This window comes from Saccharicrinis sp. GN24d3 (assembly GCF_052400645.1).
GTDB lineage: Bacteria > Bacteroidota > Bacteroidia > Bacteroidales > Marinilabiliaceae > Saccharicrinis.
Genome location: NZ_JBQTGI010000001.1, coordinates 570,033 through 592,280, shown reverse-complemented (window position 1 = coordinate 592,280; position 22,248 = coordinate 570,033). Strand labels below are relative to the sequence as shown.

The 22,248-nt window shown below is 36.6% G+C and carries 17 protein-coding genes; all 17 read left to right on the top strand.

Annotation, left to right across the window (positions count from 1 at the left end):
- Window positions 1–59: 59 nt before the first annotated feature.
- The 17 genes from ACT29I_RS01960 to ACT29I_RS01880 all read left to right on the top strand — a co-directional run bounded on the left by ACT29I_RS01960 (window position 60) and on the right by ACT29I_RS01880 (window position 22,236).
- Window positions 60–3,647 carry a DEAD/DEAH box helicase gene (locus ACT29I_RS01960; RefSeq protein ID WP_444792583.1) on the top strand — a complete coding sequence of 1,196 codons (3,588 nt, stop codon included), beginning with the start codon at window positions 60–62 and terminating at the stop codon, window positions 3,645–3,647.
- The gene (locus ACT29I_RS01955) at window positions 3,644–8,203 is read left to right on the top strand and encodes a DarT ssDNA thymidine ADP-ribosyltransferase family protein (protein WP_444792582.1); all 4,560 of its coding nucleotides are present in this window, start codon (window positions 3,644–3,646) and stop codon (window positions 8,201–8,203) included. Before ACT29I_RS01960 ends, ACT29I_RS01955 begins: the two co-directional genes overlap by 4 nt.
- A 3-nt stretch (window positions 8,204–8,206) precedes the next feature.
- Window positions 8,207–8,896 carry a macro domain-containing protein gene (locus ACT29I_RS01950; RefSeq protein WP_444792581.1) on the top strand — a complete coding sequence of 230 codons (690 nt, stop codon included), beginning with the start codon at window positions 8,207–8,209 and terminating at the stop codon, window positions 8,894–8,896.
- 1 nt (window position 8,897) lies between these two features.
- Window positions 8,898–10,055, top strand: a complete 1,158-nt coding sequence (locus tag ACT29I_RS01945) for a PIN domain-containing protein (RefSeq protein WP_444792580.1) — start codon at window positions 8,898–8,900, stop codon at window positions 10,053–10,055.
- Window positions 10,056–10,080: 25 nt separating this feature from the next.
- A complete protein-coding gene (locus tag ACT29I_RS01940; RefSeq protein WP_444792579.1) occupies window positions 10,081–10,968 on the top strand; it encodes a hypothetical protein in 888 nt (295 codons plus the stop codon).
- Between the two features lie 117 nt (window positions 10,969–11,085).
- A complete protein-coding gene (locus ACT29I_RS01935) occupies window positions 11,086–13,581 on the top strand; it encodes a hypothetical protein (protein WP_444792578.1) in 2,496 nt (831 codons plus the stop codon).
- Window positions 13,582–13,615: 34 nt separating this feature from the next.
- Window positions 13,616–14,281 (top strand): hypothetical protein, encoded by a 666-nt coding sequence (locus ACT29I_RS01930; protein ID WP_444792577.1) that lies wholly within the window; start codon window positions 13,616–13,618, stop codon window positions 14,279–14,281.
- A 63-nt stretch (window positions 14,282–14,344) separates the two neighbouring features.
- Window positions 14,345–15,187 (top strand): hypothetical protein, encoded by an 843-nt coding sequence (locus ACT29I_RS01925; protein ID WP_120271258.1) that lies wholly within the window; start codon window positions 14,345–14,347, stop codon window positions 15,185–15,187.
- A gap of 77 nt (window positions 15,188–15,264) precedes the next feature.
- Entirely contained in the window at window positions 15,265–15,654 is a 390-nt protein-coding gene (locus ACT29I_RS01920) for a hypothetical protein (protein WP_212191656.1), read from the top strand.
- An 18-nt stretch (window positions 15,655–15,672) separates the two neighbouring features.
- Window positions 15,673–16,449 (top strand): hypothetical protein, encoded by a 777-nt coding sequence (locus ACT29I_RS01915; protein WP_444792576.1) that lies wholly within the window; start codon window positions 15,673–15,675, stop codon window positions 16,447–16,449.
- Window positions 16,436–16,786: a hypothetical protein gene (locus ACT29I_RS01910; protein WP_301199051.1), complete on the top strand. Its 351-nt coding sequence runs from the start codon at window positions 16,436–16,438 to the stop codon at window positions 16,784–16,786. Before ACT29I_RS01915 ends, ACT29I_RS01910 begins: the two co-directional genes overlap by 14 nt.
- Before the next feature lie 7 nt (window positions 16,787–16,793).
- Complete coding sequence (locus ACT29I_RS01905) at window positions 16,794–17,915, top strand: hypothetical protein (protein WP_444792575.1); 1,122 nt, start codon at window positions 16,794–16,796, stop codon at window positions 17,913–17,915.
- An 11-nt stretch (window positions 17,916–17,926) separates the two neighbouring features.
- Complete coding sequence (locus tag ACT29I_RS01900) at window positions 17,927–18,103, top strand: hypothetical protein (protein ID WP_170154413.1); 177 nt, start codon at window positions 17,927–17,929, stop codon at window positions 18,101–18,103.
- Between the two features lie 9 nt (window positions 18,104–18,112).
- Window positions 18,113–18,589 (top strand): hypothetical protein, encoded by a 477-nt coding sequence (locus ACT29I_RS01895; protein WP_444792574.1) that lies wholly within the window; start codon window positions 18,113–18,115, stop codon window positions 18,587–18,589.
- A gap of 17 nt (window positions 18,590–18,606) precedes the next feature.
- On the top strand, window positions 18,607–19,212 hold the full coding sequence (locus ACT29I_RS01890; RefSeq protein WP_147377094.1) for a hypothetical protein: 606 nt from the start codon (window positions 18,607–18,609) through the stop codon (window positions 19,210–19,212).
- A gap of 19 nt (window positions 19,213–19,231) precedes the next feature.
- Window positions 19,232–21,733: a hypothetical protein gene (locus ACT29I_RS01885; RefSeq protein WP_444792573.1), complete on the top strand. Its 2,502-nt coding sequence runs from the start codon at window positions 19,232–19,234 to the stop codon at window positions 21,731–21,733.
- Between the two features lie 2 nt (window positions 21,734–21,735).
- A complete protein-coding gene (locus ACT29I_RS01880) occupies window positions 21,736–22,236 on the top strand; it encodes a hypothetical protein (protein ID WP_444792572.1) in 501 nt (166 codons plus the stop codon).
- Window positions 22,237–22,248: the final 12 nt, after the last annotated feature.

The following is a 22,248-nucleotide window of genomic DNA, read 5'->3' as shown; positions in this document are numbered from 1 at the left end:
TTATCATCGAGTGAAGAAATAAAACCGAACAGATAATTAAAAATATTGCAAAAGAACAGATGCAAATACAAGATATTTGGAAGATACATACAGATGTTCAAGAACGGATGCTTCAATTACGGTCTGCCCCTGTTCTGGTTATTCCTGAATCTGCAAAAGTTGTTGGTGAGAAGCTTTATCTGAAAGCAAATGAAAATGATGATACTGATAGAATCATAGAATCTATTATGAGTCTGTTTGAGATTGATTCAAACAGCATTGATATAAAAAAAGGGTATTTCTATATTGATATAAGTCAAAACGCAAATGTAAATTCTAACCAAAAAAATGCACTAGCAGAGAAAGCAGCTGCCAATTTTGTTGAGTTTATTCCAAATCCAATTATTGACGGATATATTAGAAAGTTTGAAACTCCTATTTCTATTTTGCAGGATTTGATGACTAGGGCAAATCTTGATTATGACTTTGACCGAAGAGGAAGATTACAAATTTCAATTAACGATTTAAAAGTTCTAAACAAGTTAAGCCAAGAAGGTACGATTGACATTCAAATTCCTGAAAAAGCTAGTGCAATAATACCTGTTTTCCCCAATCCTTTTTACTTTATAAAAAAGGAGTTTCCGTTTATAAATGGAACACATAAAACAGAAACATACACACGAGATGAGAATGAGGAGGATATTTTTTGGAATAGGAAAATAGAAATATCAGGAGGATATTTAAAGCAACATGTTTTACAAAGGTTTTATGATGATTTTGGCTTGTTCCTTTTAGGTTATGATTATAAATTTCACATCAATCCCAATGTAGTCGATAGATACAACCCTAACGATTCACCATATTATTTGCCAAATTTCAACAAAGATGATAGCTCATTTTTGTTTCATACAAATCTTAATATCTCCTCTGAATCTGATGACTTGCATTCAGAACTTAATGAAAGATGGGATTTTGATTTGAAGTATACCAGGTTAAGTAAGTTTCTAAAATCCTTCTTTGGTGCTGAAAATGTTAGATTCGAATCAAGGTTTATTTATGGTTATGATTTTTATAAATATACAACCGAGTTTCTTCCTAGTGCTGAATATTCAAGTGATGAGTTTTGGCAAGATATTTATAATTCATCAATAAAAGATAATGCTTCTATAAGTGAAAATACTGAAAGCATTGGAATAGACTTTGAATGGAGAAGTGAAACAGTAGAAGATAAGATATTGAGTTTTGTCAATAAAAGCCCGGTTTTTGGTTTTCGTTTATTTGGTAATCACAGAAGTAATATTGATTTTCAAATTCAGGATGTATCACTAGATTCTTCAGAAGACCTGTTGAGAGAGAAATTTCCTTCAATAAAAACAAAGAGGGATAACAGAAATGGGAGCTTATATTTTTATCAAGAGTATCAATCTCCAGAGCAAAGAATTATGCTCAATGCTATGCTAACATCCGAGCTTGAAACTTTAGATGCAAATATTTTAAATGCAAAATTGTGTGATATTCCGGAAGGTAAAGAAAAATATATCTTATCTGTTGACAGTATTGCAAAAAAAGAAGCACAAATAACAGCCATTAAAGAAATCAGAGGAGCTGATTTTTGCATTAATGGAAATTATTTTGGAAAACTGTTTCGTGTAAACTATCCTGATATGGTATTTGATATTTCAGGGGACACTTATGAGCAAAACAAGCATTTGTTTGAGGTAAAAATTATAGATAAAATTGAGCCTAATCTTACCGGAGATATTGAGAAAATAAATCGTTTAAAAACCTCACTCGAAAAAATTATAACTAATGATAGCACTTTAAAGAATCCAAGATTAACCGATTTTATTTTTGATGCATCGAAAGCTACGAAAACACATGATATTAATACCCATATCAATAGTTCGAGTCAGTTATTTCAGGATTTAGATTCTCATCTATTAAATAAAAGGATAAATGAGCCACAAAAACAAGCAATATTAAAAACTTTATTAGCTGAAGACATAGCCCTAATACAAGGGCCTCCGGGAACAGGCAAATCAACTGCAATTGCAGAAATAATATGGCAGCACATTAGAAATAATCCGGAAGAAAGGATTCTACTAACTTCAGAGACAAATTTAGCAGTTGACAATGCAATAGACCGCATTGTAAATGATAGTCATAATTTAGTGAAACCTATTCGTTTTGGAGGAGAGGAAAAATTAGAAAATGAGGGTCGTCAATTCTCATTAGAGACAATGAAAAGATGGGTTGAAAATGGAGTTCTTGATATTGATGAAGATGTTATAGCAGAAGAAAATGAAGACCTACCACAAAAATTAATATTGCATAATTGGATAAAAAATATCAAAAATAGAATAGACCAAACTGAATTAGATAGCACATTAAGAGAGTTGTGGGAAAAAACTTTATTAGCACCATCAAAAAGCATTCGAGAAGCATTTTATAACAGTTATGTAAAAAATTGCAATGTTATTGGGGCAACCTGTAGCTCGATTGGAGAAAATAGTACCCAAGGAAAGGCAACAAGCTTCTTCAAAAATTATTGTGAGATATTTGGCAGTGTCAACACCAGAGTAAACAAAGATGGTAAAGAGTACTCAACATACAGAGGTGATTTAGAGTTTACAACAGTAATTCAAGATGAATCAAGTAAAGCAACTCCTGCTGAATTATCCTTACCCCTTATTTATGGCAAGAAAAATATTATAATTGGTGACCACCGTCAATTGCCCCCACTTCTCGATAAAGAATCATTTATGATGTCGTTTGATTTTTTATTGGACAGAACTGAAAGTGAGGAAGAAAGCAAAAAGATTAAGAGGTTAAAAAAACAAGTTAACAAACATTTTAAGGAATTAGAGATTTCTCATTTTGAACGTTTATTTGATGGTATTGATACAAGCTTAAAAGGAATCTTCAATTTACAGTACCGTATGCACCCTGATATAAACGATGTAATTAAACAATTTTATATTGGAGATGGCGGTTTAGAATGTGGGCTTATTACCCCAAATGATATGGGAGTAAATGATCCCAACATGAACAACCCTGCCTCACGTTTTCACGGAATTGAAATAGAAGACTGGCTATCATTTAATAATCATGTAATTTGGGTAGATACAAATTCTCCCGAAATGATTGATGGAACGTCAAGAGTTAATCATGGAGAAGTAGATGCAATACATGAAATTTTAACAAAGTTTAGAAATTCAGATAGCTTTAGTCGATATCAAAACTTTTGGGAAAATCCTGAAGACCAACAGATAGGATTAATTAGTTTTTACGGTAAACAAATAAGGTTATTACAAGATTTAAGAAACAAGTTCAGAGATATACCGATTCGAGTTAGTACCGTTGACCGATTTCAAGGGATGGAACGTAACATCGTCATAGTATCAATGGTAAGGAGTAATAGAATAGCTACAGATAAAAACCAAAAGCCTGACTATACACTTTATGGCGATTTAGGATTTCAAGAGCAAACAGACTTGGGTTTTGCTCAATCTCCCAACAGACTAAATGTTGCTCTATCCCGTGCAAAACGGTTGTTAATTATAGTTGGAAATAGTGAACTATTTAGTCAAAAGGAAATATACCAAAATGTATATCAAACAATTGCAAATAATCCCAATGGCAGAATTATAAAATACGAGACTAAATGAATTGGCAAGATATTATAAATAAGGCAGAACTCGTATATGCCTCTGTTAATGGAGACAAAGGCTTTCGAACTTGGAGTTTGAAAAAAACTAAGTGTAAGGTTTCATTTTATAAAGAATATGCAATTGAAGATATTGATAAATTAGTTTGTTCAATTCTACAATCAAATGATAATAAAATAGATGAAGAAAAGTTTGCAACATTATTGGGCTTTAATGTTATTGATAATTTTGAAGTCTCACCCAAACGATATGCAGACAAAGCTGAGTTAGATGTTTTTAACACTATAATAAAAGCTGTTATTGATTGGGGGCTTGCTAAAAAGGTAGATAAATCTTACTACCTAACAGAACTAGGTCAAAGAGCGTTAATCGAAGAAAAGAAATACAAATTTTTCTCTGGCACAAAAGAGTTGTTTGAGAATCCAAACCTTTACCCACATGATGAAGATGATAACCTTTTCTTTCCATTCTATTCTGCTTTAGGAATATCTTCAGAAATTGAAGCAGTAAAAGAAATTGATTACAGCAAAATTAAAGTTGAAGAAGTTTTTAATACCGATGAAACTGATTTAACTATACGGATTAAGCTACAGTCAAGTAAGGAACTGTGTGTGTTTTTCTCTGAACTAACCCCAATATTTTCATTTGGCAGCTCTCAGGTTGATATTAAGTTGTTTCAAAAAGGCGGAGAATACTATCCAATTATTTTTCACAAAGATAAAGTAAGTGTTCAAGCAACAGAACTCTTACATAAACCTGATAACTTAACTCAAAAAGAGAAAAAGGTTGAATGGGGTTTGTATTTAAAACTTATGAAGGATAAGGATGCTCGGTTAGACTACGAAACTATAATACCATTTGCAGACTTATTGGAGTTAAGTAACTTAATAATAGATAGCCGATTAATCTGGAGTGACAATTCTTTGTTTGATTTTATAGCAGATAATGCTGATGCTGACCAGTGGTATTCAATCTCAAATAATTGCCCAATTGAGGTTTTAAAGAAACATATCAATAAGTACAAAGATAACCTAGATTGGACATCTTTATCATTACGTATTGATGATGCTTTCTTAATTGAAAACGCAGTACGTTACCCTTGGAATTATGAAGCAATATCCTCCAAAGATGAAATTAGTATTGAAGTATTAAAAACATTATTACTTATTCCTGATTTGAAAGAACAGGATTGGGATTGGGATGTAATAATGCCTCAATTAGATTTTGACTTTATCAAAGCTAATATAGATAAGATTGATTTTGAGTTATCAGAATTGACAAAAAATAAAATAGATGAAGTACAACCTTTAATATGTCAATACCCAATGAAAAATTGGGATTGGTCATATATTTCAAAAGAATATGATTTATCGTATATACTTGAGAATATTAATACATTTAGCTCATACATTAACCTAGAAGTTTCAATTAATAGAGCATTTTCATCCCGAGAAAATGTATTAGATTTTTGCAAATCGACAAAATTTCAGGAAGCACTTTTCAATGCTAAAGATGCTACTCTAGCTCACTATTCAGCTAATTCTTCTAACTACATTTGGTCTGAAGCTCTTATTGATTTACTTGAGAACACTGGCTATATAACATGGGAAAGTAGTAAATATGTTGCAGGATTTGAATGCAACCCTTTTATTGATTGGTCTTATAACTTATTTAATAAATATCAATCGAAGTTTGTCACTCAGAAGGGTATTGACTTTATATCATCACAAATAACAAGCACTAAAATTGTTTCTGACTTTGTAGATTTTAACTGGAATTGGGAACTCATTTCAAAAAATCCAAACCTTGTAAATAGTTCTGATTTCATAATTGAGCTAAAAGACAAGATTAGTATTGAGTGCTTGCTTTCTTCAATAAATGGAGAAACTTTCGAAAAGATATTTAGCGAACTAAATATTCTAGGCTTTCTTGAAGATAATCCTAATAAATGGTCAGATGTAACAGAGAAGCCATCTCGGGAGTTCATTCTTCAGCACATAAATTGGAAATGGGATTGGAATGTTTTAACAAAACGATTTTGTGCTAATATAAAGATAGAGGCTCTAGGCAATGAAAAATGGGTGGATAAGTGGGATTGGCACTATCTAACTCAGAACTTAGATTTTAATATAGTAACAGAGAACCTTGACTTATATGTTGATAGGTGGGATTGGCATTATTTAACCAAAAATATAAGCAAAGAGTTTTTATTAAATAATTTACCAGAGTATAACAACTATTGGAAATGGGAATTATTATTAACTGAGCGTATTGAAAAAGAAGATTTAGAGCTTCAAAGGTTGATTGAAGTTGCAACTTGCATTTCAGACTTTAATGATGAGCTTAACACAAAATTATGGGAAATAATTACAAGAAAATTTAATTTCTCAGAATTAGACAAGCTCATTACAAATAATATAGAGTTATTTAATTGGGACTATAGCTATTTTTACGATTTACCTGAATTTAACCCTCTTAATTACCTTAATGAAAGAGTTGATTTTATTGATTGGACTGCCTTTTCTGGTTCAAAATCTTTAAATAAAACTTTAAAACGTGACGAATCTCTTTTTAGTTATGGAGCTTGGATAAAATGGGTTATAGACTTGATTAATTCTCATGTAAATAGTTGGGATTTTAAATCTTTATCAAAACTAGATAACATCAATTGGAATTCATCTATCCTGAAAATTAGAACAAGTAAATGGGATTGGGAATATTTATCCGAACATAGTAGGTGTTTTAAAAAAGAAAAGGATTTCAAAATTTTCAAAGAGCGTTTTGATGCTTTTATTAGGTATATTGATTTTCAAGTTTTCTCACAAAGAACTGACTCGGGTATTACTGAGGAATTAATCAACGAAACAATAGACCGAAATTGGGATTGGCAAGCCATATCCGTCAATCAATCAATAAAACTTTCAATTGAATTTGTAAAAGAACATAGTCAAAAAGAGTGGAATTGGCACTATTTATCTTCAAGGAAAGACATCAAGATAAATGACGATATTCTTATACAACTTTCCGGAAAGGATTGGGATTGGGCTGAAATTTCCACAAGAACTGATATAGGATTTTCAGAAGAAGTTATTATAAAAATATATGACAAACCACTTGATTGGTTTTTAGTTTCCCAAAACGAAACATTTACTCCAAGTGCTACAGTTTTATCTTTACTTAGTAGCAAAGAGTTAGATTGGATTTCAATTTCAAAAAATCCAAAAATATCAACTGAAATTCTTTGGAACTACAAAGAATTGCTTGATTGGGTTAGTATTACAAAGAATGATGCAATTAAACTTTCTGACATTTCGTTTTTAAGTAAATATGCAGATTACCTTGATTGGGATTATATTTCTCTTTGTGAAGACTTTAAAGCTTCAAAGGAAAATCTGTTTCAATTTAAAAGTAAGCTAAACTGGATAAGTATTTGCAGTAGAAAGGATTTTGAAATATCAGAAGACTTATTGGAGCCTCTAGCCGATGTATTAGATTGGTCAATAGTTTCTCAATCAATGAGAATAAACTTTACAGAAACACTAATAGAAGAATACAAAAACAAATGGGATTGGCAGGCTTTAAGACAAAACCCAAAAGTAATTGAACGCTTACATTCAAGTTTAAATAAATATAAGTCAGAGTTTAACTGTGCCGACTTTATTGAGCAATTTAGTAGAGAACCTTTTATTTATCACTTTACTCATCTGTTTAATGCGATAGACATAATTAAAAAGCGTAAAATATTAAGTAGAAATAAGGCAAATGGAAACTTTGCAAATGCAGCAGGAAACCTTGTTGAAAGGCGAGATACTGCACATCATTTTGCAAGGTTCTATTTTAGACCTCAAACCCCAACACAGTTTTATAATGAATGTTTAGGTAAAGACCAGAGTGATGAGTATTACACTCGTGCATTAAAATTAGGATTACCCAAATGCCCTATGCCTGTATTCTTTAAGTTTGACTTAAAAGAAGTACTATTAAAAATGCCAAGTAAATGTTTTTATAGTACCGGTAACATGCAAACTAATAGGGCAAGAGTTGAGAAAGTTACGGAAAATCCAAAGTCAATTAATACTGACTATTTGTACTCATCTATAAGCGATGGAATTAATCTTTACAAAGAATATTCTCAGCAGGAGTTTCTTGTAGATGAAGAATTTGACTTTTCTCAATTAAACTCATTTGAAATAATCTGCTACAATTCAGAGTATGCAAACATTCTAAAATCCCAATTAGGTGATGATCCAATTATTAGTAAAATAAACGAAGGTTCCGGAGGTATATATCACAGAGGTAATAGAGAACTTCTCATTTTTGAAAATGATTCCGAAATACGTATTGAATCAGAATACCGGAGTAATGCTTATTTATTAATTAAAGGAGACGGTATAAAAGAGTTAGAGATAACAGATACTGAAAACATTAAAAAAGCAACTGCAACTGAAATTTTTGCATATCCAAAAATACAGTTTATTAAAACGGAGAAACCCATTGAGGTGTATTTCGTTGACACAACAATTGAAAAAAGAGATTGGCTAATATATAAGAATTAAAAAATGGCAATAAAATATATACACGGAAACATTTTCAATTCCAAGTGCCAGACTGTTGTAAATACAGTTAATTGCGTTGGTGTTATGGGGAAAGGAATTGCCCAAGTTTATAAGTTAAGATATCCTTTAATGTTTGAGGAATACAAAGAGCATTGTAAAAACAAACTAATTAAGCCTGGAATTTTGTGGCTCTTTAATAAACAACAAAATGCTCCTTGGATTTTAAATTTCCCGACAAAATTCCATTGGAAATACCCAAGTAAAATTGAGTGGATTGAAGCTGGTCTTGAAAAATTTGTTGAAACGTATGAGAAAAAAGGTATTAAATCAATTGCCTTTCCATTATTAGGAACACATAACGGAGGCTTAGATACCCAAGAAGTGAAATCTTTAATGGATAAACACCTTAAAAATTGTTCAATAGATATTGAGATATATGATTATGACCCTAATGCAAAAGATGATTTATTTGAGCAGTTTAAGACTAAATGGCTTGGTTTAAATTCAGAATCAATAAAAAAGGAAACAGGTATTCAACCTCAGTACGCCAGAAAAATTACGGAAATAATTGATTTAGGTGAAGTCAAATCAATGATTGCTTTAGCCAATTATAAAGGTATAGGCGAAAAAACACTAGAAAAAGCATTCAACTATGTGCTAAACTCAGAATTTCATAACCAATCACTATTTTAATATGACAGGCAAAGAACGTATTAATAATATTTGTAGAAAAGTTCCTGCCTTTACGGAATTATATAATGCTCGTGTAAGACATTATATAATGAAAGAGCATATTCTAAATGTTTTTAACCAATTTGAAAAATACTTTTCAAACAAATTTTCAAATATTAGGATTGAAGATTTTAAATTATTTCTTCTTTTACATGATATTGGTAAATCTATTGCTTATAAACAAGGTGACAGAAACAATCAGTATAATACCACGATTAATGAAATAAAAAAACATCAAAAAGACTTGGGTATATCCGATGATGTTTTCCAACTCTATAAGGCTCTTTTAAATGCAAGTATTATAGGAAAATACATGGAAGGTAAGGCTCCAGTAGATGAAGCCATATCCATCATATTATCAGAGTGTCGAAATTCTAAATTACCAATAAGTGATTTTTTCTACTTCTTATCTGTGTATTATCAATGTGACGTTGCTAGCTATACAAGTGATGCTGGAGGTATTGCATATTTAGAGCATTTATTTGAATACCAAAATGGTTATAAAACTTTCAATGAAACGTTGAACCTATTAAAATTTAGTAACATTTATGACCAGAGATATAACCTTCTTTATGAAAAAATACAGGAAAATTTAGTAGCACATAATAAATCCGAAAGCAAAAATGTAAATACAATATCTACTCAGGATATTCATGTTAAAGTTGTCGGTAAAGTAGATATCTCAAAGTTTGAGAGACGAAAAAAAGAAATTAGCAAAGACAAAAAGAACTATTATATCATTGACACAAACGTTTTTGTTGATTACCCCAACATTATTTCTAAAATAGAAAATCAATATCCTGTTATTCTCTCAGCTAAAGTATTAGATGAACTAGATAAACTAAAAGCCACATTAAACAGCCAGGGTAAAACTAATGTGCAAAAAGCTTTAAAATCTATCAACCAAAACATTGATAAAAGGGATGTTAGATTGGAAATGGCAGACTTATCATTATTACCTGATGATTTCAATAAGAAATCACCTGATAATTACATTTTTTCTGTTGTACTAAAATTTAAAAAAGATAATCCCATATTGCTTACATCAGATAACGGCTTACAGATAAAAGCCAAGGGTTTGGGATTTAAGACATTATCTTTAAAAGAGTTTTTAAAGTAAGCTATTGTATTATTGAGTATATCTTATGAAATTTCAGGAAAAAGAAAAACTGTTCTCAAAATTTTTGGCTATATGGAAAGCCAAACTTGATAAGATTCCGGCAATTTTGAAGTATTTGTCTGCATACCCTGAAATTATTAGAAATATTGATGAAAATTTTAAACCTATTAGCATCGAGGAATTATATACCTCTCAACTTGAATGGATTTCATTAGTTGCTCAACTGGACAATCCAATTGAGACAAATTTCTTTAAAGATTTTTGGGTTCCAGTTCAGAAGGACGGCTATGACTATTTTATAGATTTATCTTCTGCCTCCTTGCCTCTCTTTGAAGCTAATTATTTTTTCTTTGAACCATATCGGTGGTATAAAAAATACGTATTCAAAGATTTAACACAGTTTTTAACCGATATTGATAAACCTGAATTTGATACTGAAAACTACTTTAAAAATATAACAAGTAACAATTGGAGTGAAATTCAAGGATTTTTTAGGGAAAGAGATGAGCTTGGCTTTTCCGGTAAAATTTCGCTTACTCAAATTGATAAAGACAATCTTTTTTCGGAAGTAGTAAAAAGCGAATATACGTTGCAGAATAATAGTATTGTAATTACTGGCATTAATTCTGTAATTGTAGGGCTTTTACCTATAGAGTGGTCAATAAAACTCGAAAAGTTTAAAGCGAAATATAACAGACATGAAAATTTAGGTGAGAAAATAAAAAACATAAAGGCGTTATTATACCTAATACAAAGTGTAGGACTATTAAGTGTTGATTCTTATACAATAACCCTTAATTCAAACAACAATTGTAAAGCAAGCTTCAAGGACAATACTTTTGTTTTTGAATATGATGATAATAGTTTTCTGAATAATCTAATTGATAAATATGAAAACATTAGGAATCAATAATAAAAGGTCGGCACATCACCGACTTTTTTTGTGCCCTTCACCAAAAAATAACAAAAACAGAACAACTCCGGCAAATCCTAACCAAACATAGCCAATCCCCCACCATAAGCCTACTATATGTTTGTTTCCATTATGGAAGCAAGCACAAAGAAAATATTAGGCACATTAGCAGTTGTAGCAGCCGTTGGCGGTGGTTTCTACCTGATTAAGAAAGGCAAAAAGCTTCTTGCCGGGGCAAAAATGAACTTTGCTCTTTTAGGATTTCGCATCCACAAGATGAACTTACAAGAAGTTCAGTTTGCTGTAAAACTTCGTTGCTACAATCCCACAAAAGCACCCATCACATTAGCCGTAAACCAGGTAGTTGCAAATTACAAAGGTTCGGCAGTTGCTTACTCTACCCCCGATATTAAAGGACTTACCATTGGTGCAGGCAAAACACAAGAGCCTGAAATCGTTTTTCAAGTGCCATACCTGAACCTAATGGGTAAAGGACTTACTCTTTCCGTGCTTTCCAATACCGAGCAACTTAAAGCTGAGATGACTTTCACCATGACCATCAGCGTTAATGGCGAAACTCTTACTACCACGCAATCATTATCAGAGGACGAAAATATGAACGGATTTGCATTGGGCGAATTGGGCATTGTATCCGGCCCACGAAACACCCAAAACGGTAAACGTTTCAACCACCTTATAAAAAAGGCAAACGGACAGGACACGTTTATAAAAAACGGCAACGTAATTGAAACCGTTGAAAGTTGTATTGATATAATCGGTACACACTTTCGGGAAGTCGAGGAACTGGCAAGTATGCTGCAAGGTGATTCGCTAAAAGAGACTTGCCGAAACATCTTCAACTTTTCTTACAACTATTTGCAGTATCATAAAGATGATGACGGAACGGAACAGCTCCGTACTCCATCTCGTTCCTGGTTAGATGGACAAATAAAGTTCAAACAAAAAGGCAAATCAGATGCAGGAATTGACTGTGATGATTACAGCATTTTTGTGGGTTCGCTTCTAAAGTGTTTGGGCATTCCTTTCAAGCTCCGCATTACCAAGTATGACGGTAAAAAGAACTTTCAGCATATCTATGTGATTGTTCCTGCCGTTGGTGATTCCGAAGATGAAATCGTTATCGACCCTGTTCTTTCAAAGTTCGATTACCAAAAGCCATACAGTTTTGAACGTTCTGATTTTGATATGTCACCATTGCAATTGGCAGGACTTAGAGGTATTGATGGCATCACAGGTACAAGTGCTTTAGGATTACCCATATCTGTTTTATCAGGAATTGATTTAGTTGGAGGTGTTCAGGCACAAGCCAACCATGAAGACCTTATTGCCATAGTTTCAGGTGTTGACTTTGACGATGCCATAAACGGATTGGGTGATGCCGAAGATGCCACCTACAACTATTTAGTCCGTACCCGGAATTATCTCTTAAAGAACAGGGATAACAAGGACAAAATGGCTCACGTCCAAAACCCTGACCAATTCATTTCCATGTTGGACCAGGCTATCAAGTTTTGGAATACTCCACAACGTGATGCCGTATTGGATAAGCTATCGGATATTGAAGAAAAGCTTGCCGAAAAAGGTCTGATTAAATACGATTCAGAAGCCATCCAGGGATTGGCTGAATTAGATGAGTTGGACGATGAAATGGACGGCTTGGGAAGAAGAAAAAGACGTAGAGGTCGATTCTTCAAGGCAATTAAACGTGTTGGCAAAAAGATTGGCAAAGTAGCCAAGAAAGTAGTTAAAGCAATTGTAAGGTTTAATCCTTTATCCATTGCAATCAGAGGCGGATTATTGGCAGCCTTACGCTTAAATATGTTCGGTATTGCCAAAAAATTGCAATATGCCTATTTACCCGATGACCTTGCAAGCAGATACAACATCGACCCGGCAAAACATGCCAAACTGAAAAAGACACACGGCAAGGTTCGTAAACTGTTTAAGGGTTTACAGGGTAAAGAAAAGAACCTTAGAAAAGCAATCCTGAAAGGTGCAAAGCAAAAGAGTTCCGACTTCTCTCTAAAAGGCATTGACGGTTTACTTGCCGATTTAAAAGGTTTGGAAGCCATTGGCGAATTGGCAGAATTAGGCAACATGGGTGCAGTTGCCACAGCAGCCTCTGTAACCGCAGCAAGTGGTGTGTTGGCAAAAATTGGAAGCTGGTTAAAGCCTATCAAAAACATCTTTACCAAGGTTAAAGACAAATTCAAAAAAGCAGCTCCTGCAACGGAAGCGGTATCGCAATTTACCAATCAGGCAGCTCCAACAACCGAGGCTTATGCTCCACCGACAAACAGCGTGATGCCTCCATCCAATAGTATTATGCCACAATCAGGCAGTTACACTCCCCAACCCATAATGAAATCCGGGAACTACACACCACAATCGACTGCAACGAATTCTACTGCAACAGGCAAAAAGAAACTGAGCAAGGGGGCAAAAGTCGGTATTGGTTTAGGTGTTGCAGCTCTTGTTGGTACTGGTGCTTATCTCATGTTCCGAAAAAAAGACAGCACTCCGGCAAAACGGAAATCATCCCCCAAGAAAACCACCAATAAAGAAGATTTAGGAAGCATCAAGCTTCAATAAATAATTGTGAATCAATAATTAAATTTTAGAAAACATGGCAGTTAAAAAAAGAACGTCAAGTACCAGGAGAAGGAGAACCAACTCTGTCGGTACAAAAATTGACTTTATGAAAGCTACCAACAACATAGGCAAGCCCATTGCTGCCGTAGCAGGGTTTGCAGTTGGCAAGTACGCTTTAAAGAAGTTGGAAAAGAGCCAGACCGTTAGCGGTCTGTTGGGCAACGAAATGAAAACCTACATCGTTCCGGCAGCCGTTACTATGGGCGGTTTGGTTGGTACGCAGTTTACCAAAAACGAGTATGTAAAGCTGGGCTTGGTAGGTGCAGCAGGTGCAGGTGTTGAATCCATCATCAAAAAAGCCACAGGTAAAACCATACTACAAGGATTAGAGGGCATTATCGGTGATGAAGATTACAGCGATATGGATGAAATGGACGGACTACGTGCCTTAAATCCAATCACACAAGCACTCCCGGCAGCCGACATTGACATCGAGCGTGAAATTCAGGCTTCGGTATCAGGTGCAGCATCGGACTATTCGATGAGTGACGACCCAATTGGCAATGCAGCCAATGATTATGCAATGAGCGATGAACCGATTGGTAGTTCGGATGATGATGAGCCTGTTGGTAAAATCCAAAACCTCGACCCCGATAGCATGGACTATGACATCTTTTCGGGCGATATGATGGCATCCTGATTCTCACTAAATAACATTTAATCAATTTAATAACAAGGCTATTAAGCCGCAAAACAAATTATCATGGCAGAAATTAATGAGCAAAATGATTTGTACCCTTCGATGGAAGAAATAGAGGGTTTAGAAGAAGCGATTCTTGAAAAAGAGGAAGATGCTTTAGAGAAAGAAGAAGACCAGGACGATGCGGTCGAAGGCATTGGCGATTTAGGTCGTTCACGCCGTAGAACAAGACGTAGAGGGAGAAGAAGTCGCAGAAGAACCAGCCGAAAACGTGCTGTGCGTAGGTCATACAATGCCGGAGCAAGAAGTACGGCTGTAAAAACAGGACTTACCAAAGACCTGACTTCAAAAGGTCAGTTTGAACTTCGCAGACAGCAGTTGCCACCGGAAGTGCAAAAAGCATTGAAAGATGCACGTATGCAAACCGTTGATACGGCAATCTATACCGTTAAGTCGATTAAGGATAAGTCTGATATTGATTTGATGGAGGCATCGGACGATAAAAAGGCTGGTCGTACCAACCTGAACCGTGCGCAGTTGGATTCAGGAAAGTATTTCCTGTTAACTGATATTGTTCTTGAGTACGCTCATGGAGCATCGGAAGAAGACAATGACCCGGCAGATTTTGCATTCGGTCAGTTTGCTTTACCTCCGGCAATCCTGAACGGTACTTTCGAGATGACGTTAGGCACGAAGGTAATTGTACCTGAAATCTCATGTGCGGTATTCGATGACACCGATACCACAAAACGCAAATTCCAATACAAGCTTGCCAATCCAAAGTGGTTAAAGCCATCAATGGATATTACACCAAAGCTGAACATGCCGAAATCGGTATCAGGTGATAAGATTTACCACCCAGCAGTTAAGGTAACGCTATTGGGAACTATCACAGAGAAAGCATAAGAGCTTGATATGTCATAATCGTTCGGGGGCGGTCAGCGGTTGTTAACCGCCCCTTTTTCTTCTTAATCATTTCAAAAATGGAAGTACAAGACAATAACATACGCAAATTACAGGTCGTGAAATTCGAGGTTAAAAAAGGTCAGACCTACGAGTTTAACGGCAATACCAAAACAGAACACGACCGTATCAAAGGCATTTTCTTACGCCTATCCAACCAACAAGCATTACCCGGTGCCACACTTAGGGTTTGGATTGATGATACAGAAATAATCCCCGATGATACCGAGGTGGCATTGCTTCACCACAACGATGATATGAGCATTAAGGACGTAGCTTTTCCTGTGGATGAAAAAGCCAAGAACAGCCCTGTGCGTGTCATTTACAAAGACGACAGCGAGAACCTGGCTGTTAATGAAAGCTACAATGTTCGTGTGTATCTGCTTGCCGAGGTAGAGAAAAAGAAATAACGCTAAAATCTCCCGACAATGAAACGATATTTTGTAATTACAAAAACCTCAGTTGGCAACAAACACATCAACGAACAGGACTTGCTCCCTGCTTCCTGTAAACTGATTACAGGCATTGCAATAAACGCCCTGGTTAAAAAGGAATCAGAATTGGAAGATGTGACAAAGGATTTAGCATTTCCACAGGCTTTAATCTCCGATTTGTTAGTGACCGATGGTATTACCAACCTGTTCTATTCATACCTACGAACAAGGGCAAGCGAAGCGGAAAGCAAAGACTTTTTTGAAAGCGATATACTTCCGGCAATCGTTGATATTTTGAGCAACAACATAAAATTTACTTGCCTCGATGCAGACCAACAAAGCAACTTGAATAACAGCATTGCAGAGCTTTTCAATACACAGTTTGCCGATTATCTCTACAATGAAGTGGGCTTGTGTGAAAAAGGTCAAACCATTACAAGCCTTGAATTTGCAGACTTGATAGCACAGGAAACATTAACCTTTGCCTATCTACATAAATCCGATGTTTTTCTTCGCCCTGTAAAAGCTTACAAACAGCCAGAACCTTATGAGTGTGGTAGCATCAGCCTATTGGTAAACGGCAACAGTTTTCTACTGCGTGATTACATGCTTACTGCCAACCGAAAGGTCAAGCATCTGAGCAAAGAAGTTATCCCATTCCATGAGCCGTTGGAGGTAAACAGCAATATCCATACGGTATTTAAGAGCAACAAAAACAGCGGAGACAATACGCTAACCATTAGAATCTACATTGAATATGAACACGAGTGAGTTATTACATACCATCGCAAAAGACCGTGTTTCAGGAATGCGAACCATCGACAGTTATCAGTTAAAACCAACGGTGATAATGGTAACAGGTTCGGATATTTCGCTGGACCTGAAAAACGATATGTGGATTCTGAACACCAAAGGTCTGCCAAGCTCCATTGATGAGATGGAACTCATAAGCAGCGATAACGTGTTTACCGCTACACCCGAAGAATACGACTTTATGGATGAGTACCGCTACCAGGTATTCACCGATTACATAGACATCAAAACCCAGGCGGAAAACTTTAAGCCTTACCGATTGGAGTTTGTAAAGATTATTCCCCACCGAAATTAATACGACTATGTTGGATTACAGAGAGCAAATACAAAGCATATACGAGTTTATAAAGCGTTCGGAGGACGAGCAAAAGTATCCTTACGCTTACGAAATATACCTGGTTACCGCAGCACAGGAAACGGCACTCACTTCAAGAACCTCTGGAACGGATAAGTTTAATCGTGATATTGAAAGTGCCATTGAAAAAGCAAAGCAGTCTCATGGTTCACTCAGGGTTGATGTGTTTGGAGGCAAAAGCCCAAATGCACGTAGCCTGAACAGCTATACCGTAAATATCAGCAAGCTTTTGAACCCACCTAAAGAACCGATTGAGAGAGCCGAGATACAAACTATTATCCAGGAGGAAATGAAACAGAGCCAAATCCAAAACAACACCAATGGATTGGGTGAACTGGATTCCTTATTAGGATTATTTTCAGGAGATAACCCTGCCGTAAAATCTAAGCTTGATGGTCTGTTTGGTGTGTTTAATGCCTTATCGGGTAATAACAAAGAGGTTGAGCGAATCAGCTACCAAAAGCAGTTGGATGATTTTAAGTTCGAGACACGCTACAATACTTTGGAAGAAAAGTATGAGCGTTTACGAAACGAAAATGCAGAACTACGAGCCGAAAAAGACCGCTACCAAAGTGAAAACAGGGAACTGAAAACCGATAAGACAGACCTTGAAAGCCGTCTTGCCGGGTATGCTCCCAATGAAGTGATGAAACGAGTTGCCACAGGTGCATTGGTAGGTATCGGTTCTCGCTTGCTTACCAACAGTCCGAAAACAGCAGAATTATTAGGCTTATCAGCCGAAGAACTCAAAGGAGCTTTGGGAATGCTTGATGATACCGAGGAAGAATCGGCACAGCTACCTGAAACCAATGTTGAGATTACCGACATAGGTACGGCTAATACACCCGAAGACCGCAAGAAAGCTGAGATTATCAAAAAGCTATCCGATGCCCTTAAGACATGGGAACTGCAAGATGTAGCCAAGATTGCAAACATCGTTGGCTTATGCCTTGACAAAGCGGAGCTGATTAATAAAACCCTCCTTTTCCTGAATCAAGCCGTGAATGGCATTTCAGAACAGGAACCGGGGAGCGCAGAGTTTGATAACGATGATTTAGATAACGAATAAAACATACGATTATGAGAAAATTCAAAGTAGGAATCACCATTGAAGCTGACAGTACCGAGGTAGTTCAGCAAGTAGGAAACCTTTTGCAAAATGCAGTCAATAAGGTTGAGCAACAGGATATGATTAAGCTTCTGACCAAGGTTGCCAAGAACCCTAAGATTGTAAAGACCGCATTGAGATACATCTAAAAAGTGGCTATGGAGTTGGATAGAGCAAGTAAAGCAGCACTCATTGGTACAGGTATCCGGGTTGGCATCCCTGTGGTAGCCATAGGTATTGGAAGTCTCCTGGTGTTCCGCTATTTCAAGAAAAGGCGTAATTCTGATGGTACATCTGCAAGTGTTGCTCCATCAATTAAAGAAATGGAGATACAAAAGCAAAACCTAACGCTTTCGCCTTCTGATGCAGCTCTATTTGCCAACACACTCTATGGTGCAATGCTTGATTTTGGCACGGATGAAGAAACCATTTACAGCACAATTGACAAGATTCAGACTAAGGATGACATGTTGCTTGTGATAAAGGCTTTTGGATTAAAGATGTATCTGATTGGTGGTCGGGCAGCCTTATTAGGACAAAACCATAATCTGATTGGTTGGCTTCGTTTTGAATTGAGCGATAAAGAGATTGCTAAAATCAAACCCAAGTTCGATAGTTGGGGAATCCCTCTCTAAACTCTAACAATAAAGCTATGGACAAGAAGAAAAAGATATTATTTATTTCGGGAGGGGTGTTAACCACAGGGGCAATAGTTACTACAATTGTAATGATTCGCAGACGAAACAAACGCAAACGTGGACTATTGCCTCCTCGTGGTTCAAACGTTTTGACAACCAACAATAACGAACTACCCTCAAACTTTCAGAATTGGAACGGTGGCAATACCTATCTATCCAATGCACCCAGAGGCATCAGAAACAACAATCCGGGAAACCTGATTTTTACTAACATCAAATGGAACGGTAAACTGCCCAAAGAGCAAAACAAAGACAGACGTTTTGAAATGTTTATTGCTCCGGTTTATGGTGTTCGTGCCATGATTAAAGACCTCAAGCATGACATTGAAAAAGGAAAGAATACTGTGCCGTTATTGGTCGAAGAATATGCTCCCCGATTTGAAAACAATACAGACCATTATATCCAAACGGTTTGCAAGGATTTAAAGGTCAGCAAGAGTGCAAAGCTCCTGCCTACAAAAAACACACTCCGCTTATTGGTGCTTTCGATGACAAAAGTTGAGACAGGTGGTAATTACGTCTCCAACCAATTGTTTGAGCAAGCCTACGCAATGATTTAGCAATTAAAAGACTTTAGATATGGGAACGATAAAAATGTTTAGGGGAACAACCCCACCGTTATTAAAAAAGGGCGAATGGGCTTCGGATGGCCAGTACGCTTATTTAGGTATGGAACACGAACAATACAAAGTGTTTCAGGGCGTGTTTGACATGAGTAAAGACCAACAGATAACAGGTTTTGAATACGATGTTGAACGCAAAGCAATTATTATTCCGTCAGGAACTCCTTTTTCAAAGCTTCAAAGGCTGTTTGATTCCCTACCTAAAGCATTGAAGTATCACACCAATAAAAGTGCAAGTATCAGCATCATGTTTGAGGATGGTACTTACATCAACGATTTGGGAACGTTCCTGGTCCTGCGTGATTTCTCCTACCAAATCAACATTTGTTCATTGAGCAATAAGGTGGATGGTGTGGTTGGAACATACGTTAAGCCTGTAATTTTCCAAAGTGACAAGGCTATTGAGATTTACAATAGTGCTATCAATTTTGCAGACATTCGTTTTGAATATACTGATGCTGGAAGCGGTGCAATTGCTTTTTTGAATAGTACCACCAACATTGACGATTGCTGTTTTGAAGCAAAGGTCAATCAATCGTGTGTATTTGATAGAGGCTACAACAAGATTGTATTTTCTGATACCTACTTCAAAATGAACAGGGATATTCAGGACACGATACTTGACAGGGCTTCGGTTGGTTCATTCATTAATATTGCACGTTCAAAATCCGCTCCCGAATACAGACCTAAAACCATTGTTCAGCAAATTAGTGGTGGTTTGATAATCGCCGGGAATGTTGAAGACTTACTCATTTCTGAGAAAAGCCCTGTGTACATGCCCAATGGTGGTATCGAGGTACACGGTGGTTTTGTAACCGACCCTGATGGAAATATCAATATTGCCATTCCTACCAAGCTTTCGCAGTTGGAAAATGATATGAACCTGACTTCCAATTTTGAAGAACTGCAAAACAAACCAACAACCATTAGTGCTGAACAGGCAACGGCAATTGAGAACAATAACAAAAAGAGCAGCTATCCACAAGCTGATGCAGAAAAGCTTGCAGGGATTGAGGAAGGTGCAACAGCCGGGGCTGATTGGAATACTAATATTCAAAACAAGCCTACTACCATATCAGCAGAACAGGCAGCAGCCATTGAGGCAAATACTGAAAAACGTTCTTATCCCGAAGCAGATGAAAACAAGCTTGCCTGGATTGAAGAAAACGCTACCGTTGGAGCAGATTGGGACACGAATGTGCAGAACAAACCTGTAACCATTTCTCCACAACAAGCAGCCGATATTGAAGCCAATAACGCTAAACGCAGTTATCCCCAAGCCGATGAAGACAAGCTTTCAGGCATTGAAGAAAACGCAACTGTCGGAGCAGATTGGGAAACGAATATCGCCAATAAACCAACTACAATTTCAGAGGAACAAGCTACCGCTATCGAAACGAACTCGGCAAAACGTTCTTATCCCGAAGCGGATGAAACCAAACTTGGAGGAATCGAAGAAGGTGCGACTGTTGGAGCTGATTGGGAAACCAATATTCAGAATAAACCTGTTACCATTTCGGCAGAACAGGCAGCAGCCATTGAAACCAATGCCCAAAAACGAAGCTACCCACAAGCTGACCAGGACAAACTTTCGGGTATCGAAGAAAACGCCACAGCCGGGGCAGATTGGGAAACGAATATCGCCAATAAACCTGCTACCATAACAGAGGAACAGGCAACCGCTATCGAAACGAACACGGCAAAACGCTCTTATCCCGAAGCTGACGAAACCAAGCTTGGAGGAATCGAAGAAGGTGCGACTGTTGGAGCGGATTGGGAAACAAATATTCAGAATAAACCTGTTACCATTTCAGCAGAACAGGCAGCAGCCATTGAAACCAATGCCCAAAAACGAAGCTACCCACAAGCTGACCAGGATAAACTTTCGGGCATTGAAGAAAACGCCACAGCCGGAGCGGATTGGGAAACGAATATCGCCAATAAGCCAACTACAATAACCGAAGAACAAGCTACCGCCATTGAAGCGAACACGGCAAAACGTACTTATCCCGAAGCGGATGAAACCAAGCTTGGAGGAATTGAAGAAGGTGCTACTGTTGGTGCAGATTGGAATACCAATATTCAGAATAAACCGACAACCATATCAGTAGAACAGGCAGCAGCTATTGAAGCCAATAATGCTAAACGTTCATACCCCGAAGCCGATGAAAATAAACTTAGTGGTATTGAAGAAAATGCCACCGTTGGAGCTGATTGGGATGTCAACTTGCAGAACATTCCTGACTTCCTGAAAAAGTTCTTACAGGTGTATGCTGATTCCGGCATTTTCTCAGGAGAAGATTGGGAAGCAAAGCTGGCTGAGATACTGAACTTCCAAATCAACTTCATGAAAAACTTCGTGGATGCCGATGTGGACAGCCTTTCGGTAGATGTTGCAGGAAACAACCTGAAGCTCACTTTCAAAGACGAAACAGACAAAACCATTACACTCCAATAATTATGAAAGCATTAGTAATAGCAAGCCTTTTTGCGGCATTTATAGCCTTGGTAGTTTATCTTACCTCAATCATAGCGGTTCATGGTATCCGAAAATCAATTTCCGATAGTAATTACTTTCTACGCAAACCCTACAAACTTGTATTTGAGATAGTGATGTGGGTTTGTGGACTGGCCATCATCATAACAGGTCTTTTTATTAAAGAATCTGCTGATTGGTGGGTTATCGTAGGCGGTATCGGAATCTTTTTAGTGGGTGTATTCTCCGACTTTAAACGAAATCTGTTTATCCGTATTGCTCACTATGTATCGGCAATTGGCGGATTTACACTCCTTGGATTAAGCTATTATTTCAGTTTCGGAAATATCGAATACACCATCATCATCGCTATTTCGGCTTTGATTGCAACAGGCTTTGCCGATAAGCGAATTTGGTGTTTGGAGCTGACAATGGCAGCAGAGATATTCGTAGGTCTTTTCTATTTGGCTCACACAATTATGTAGTTCTGGTTTGTT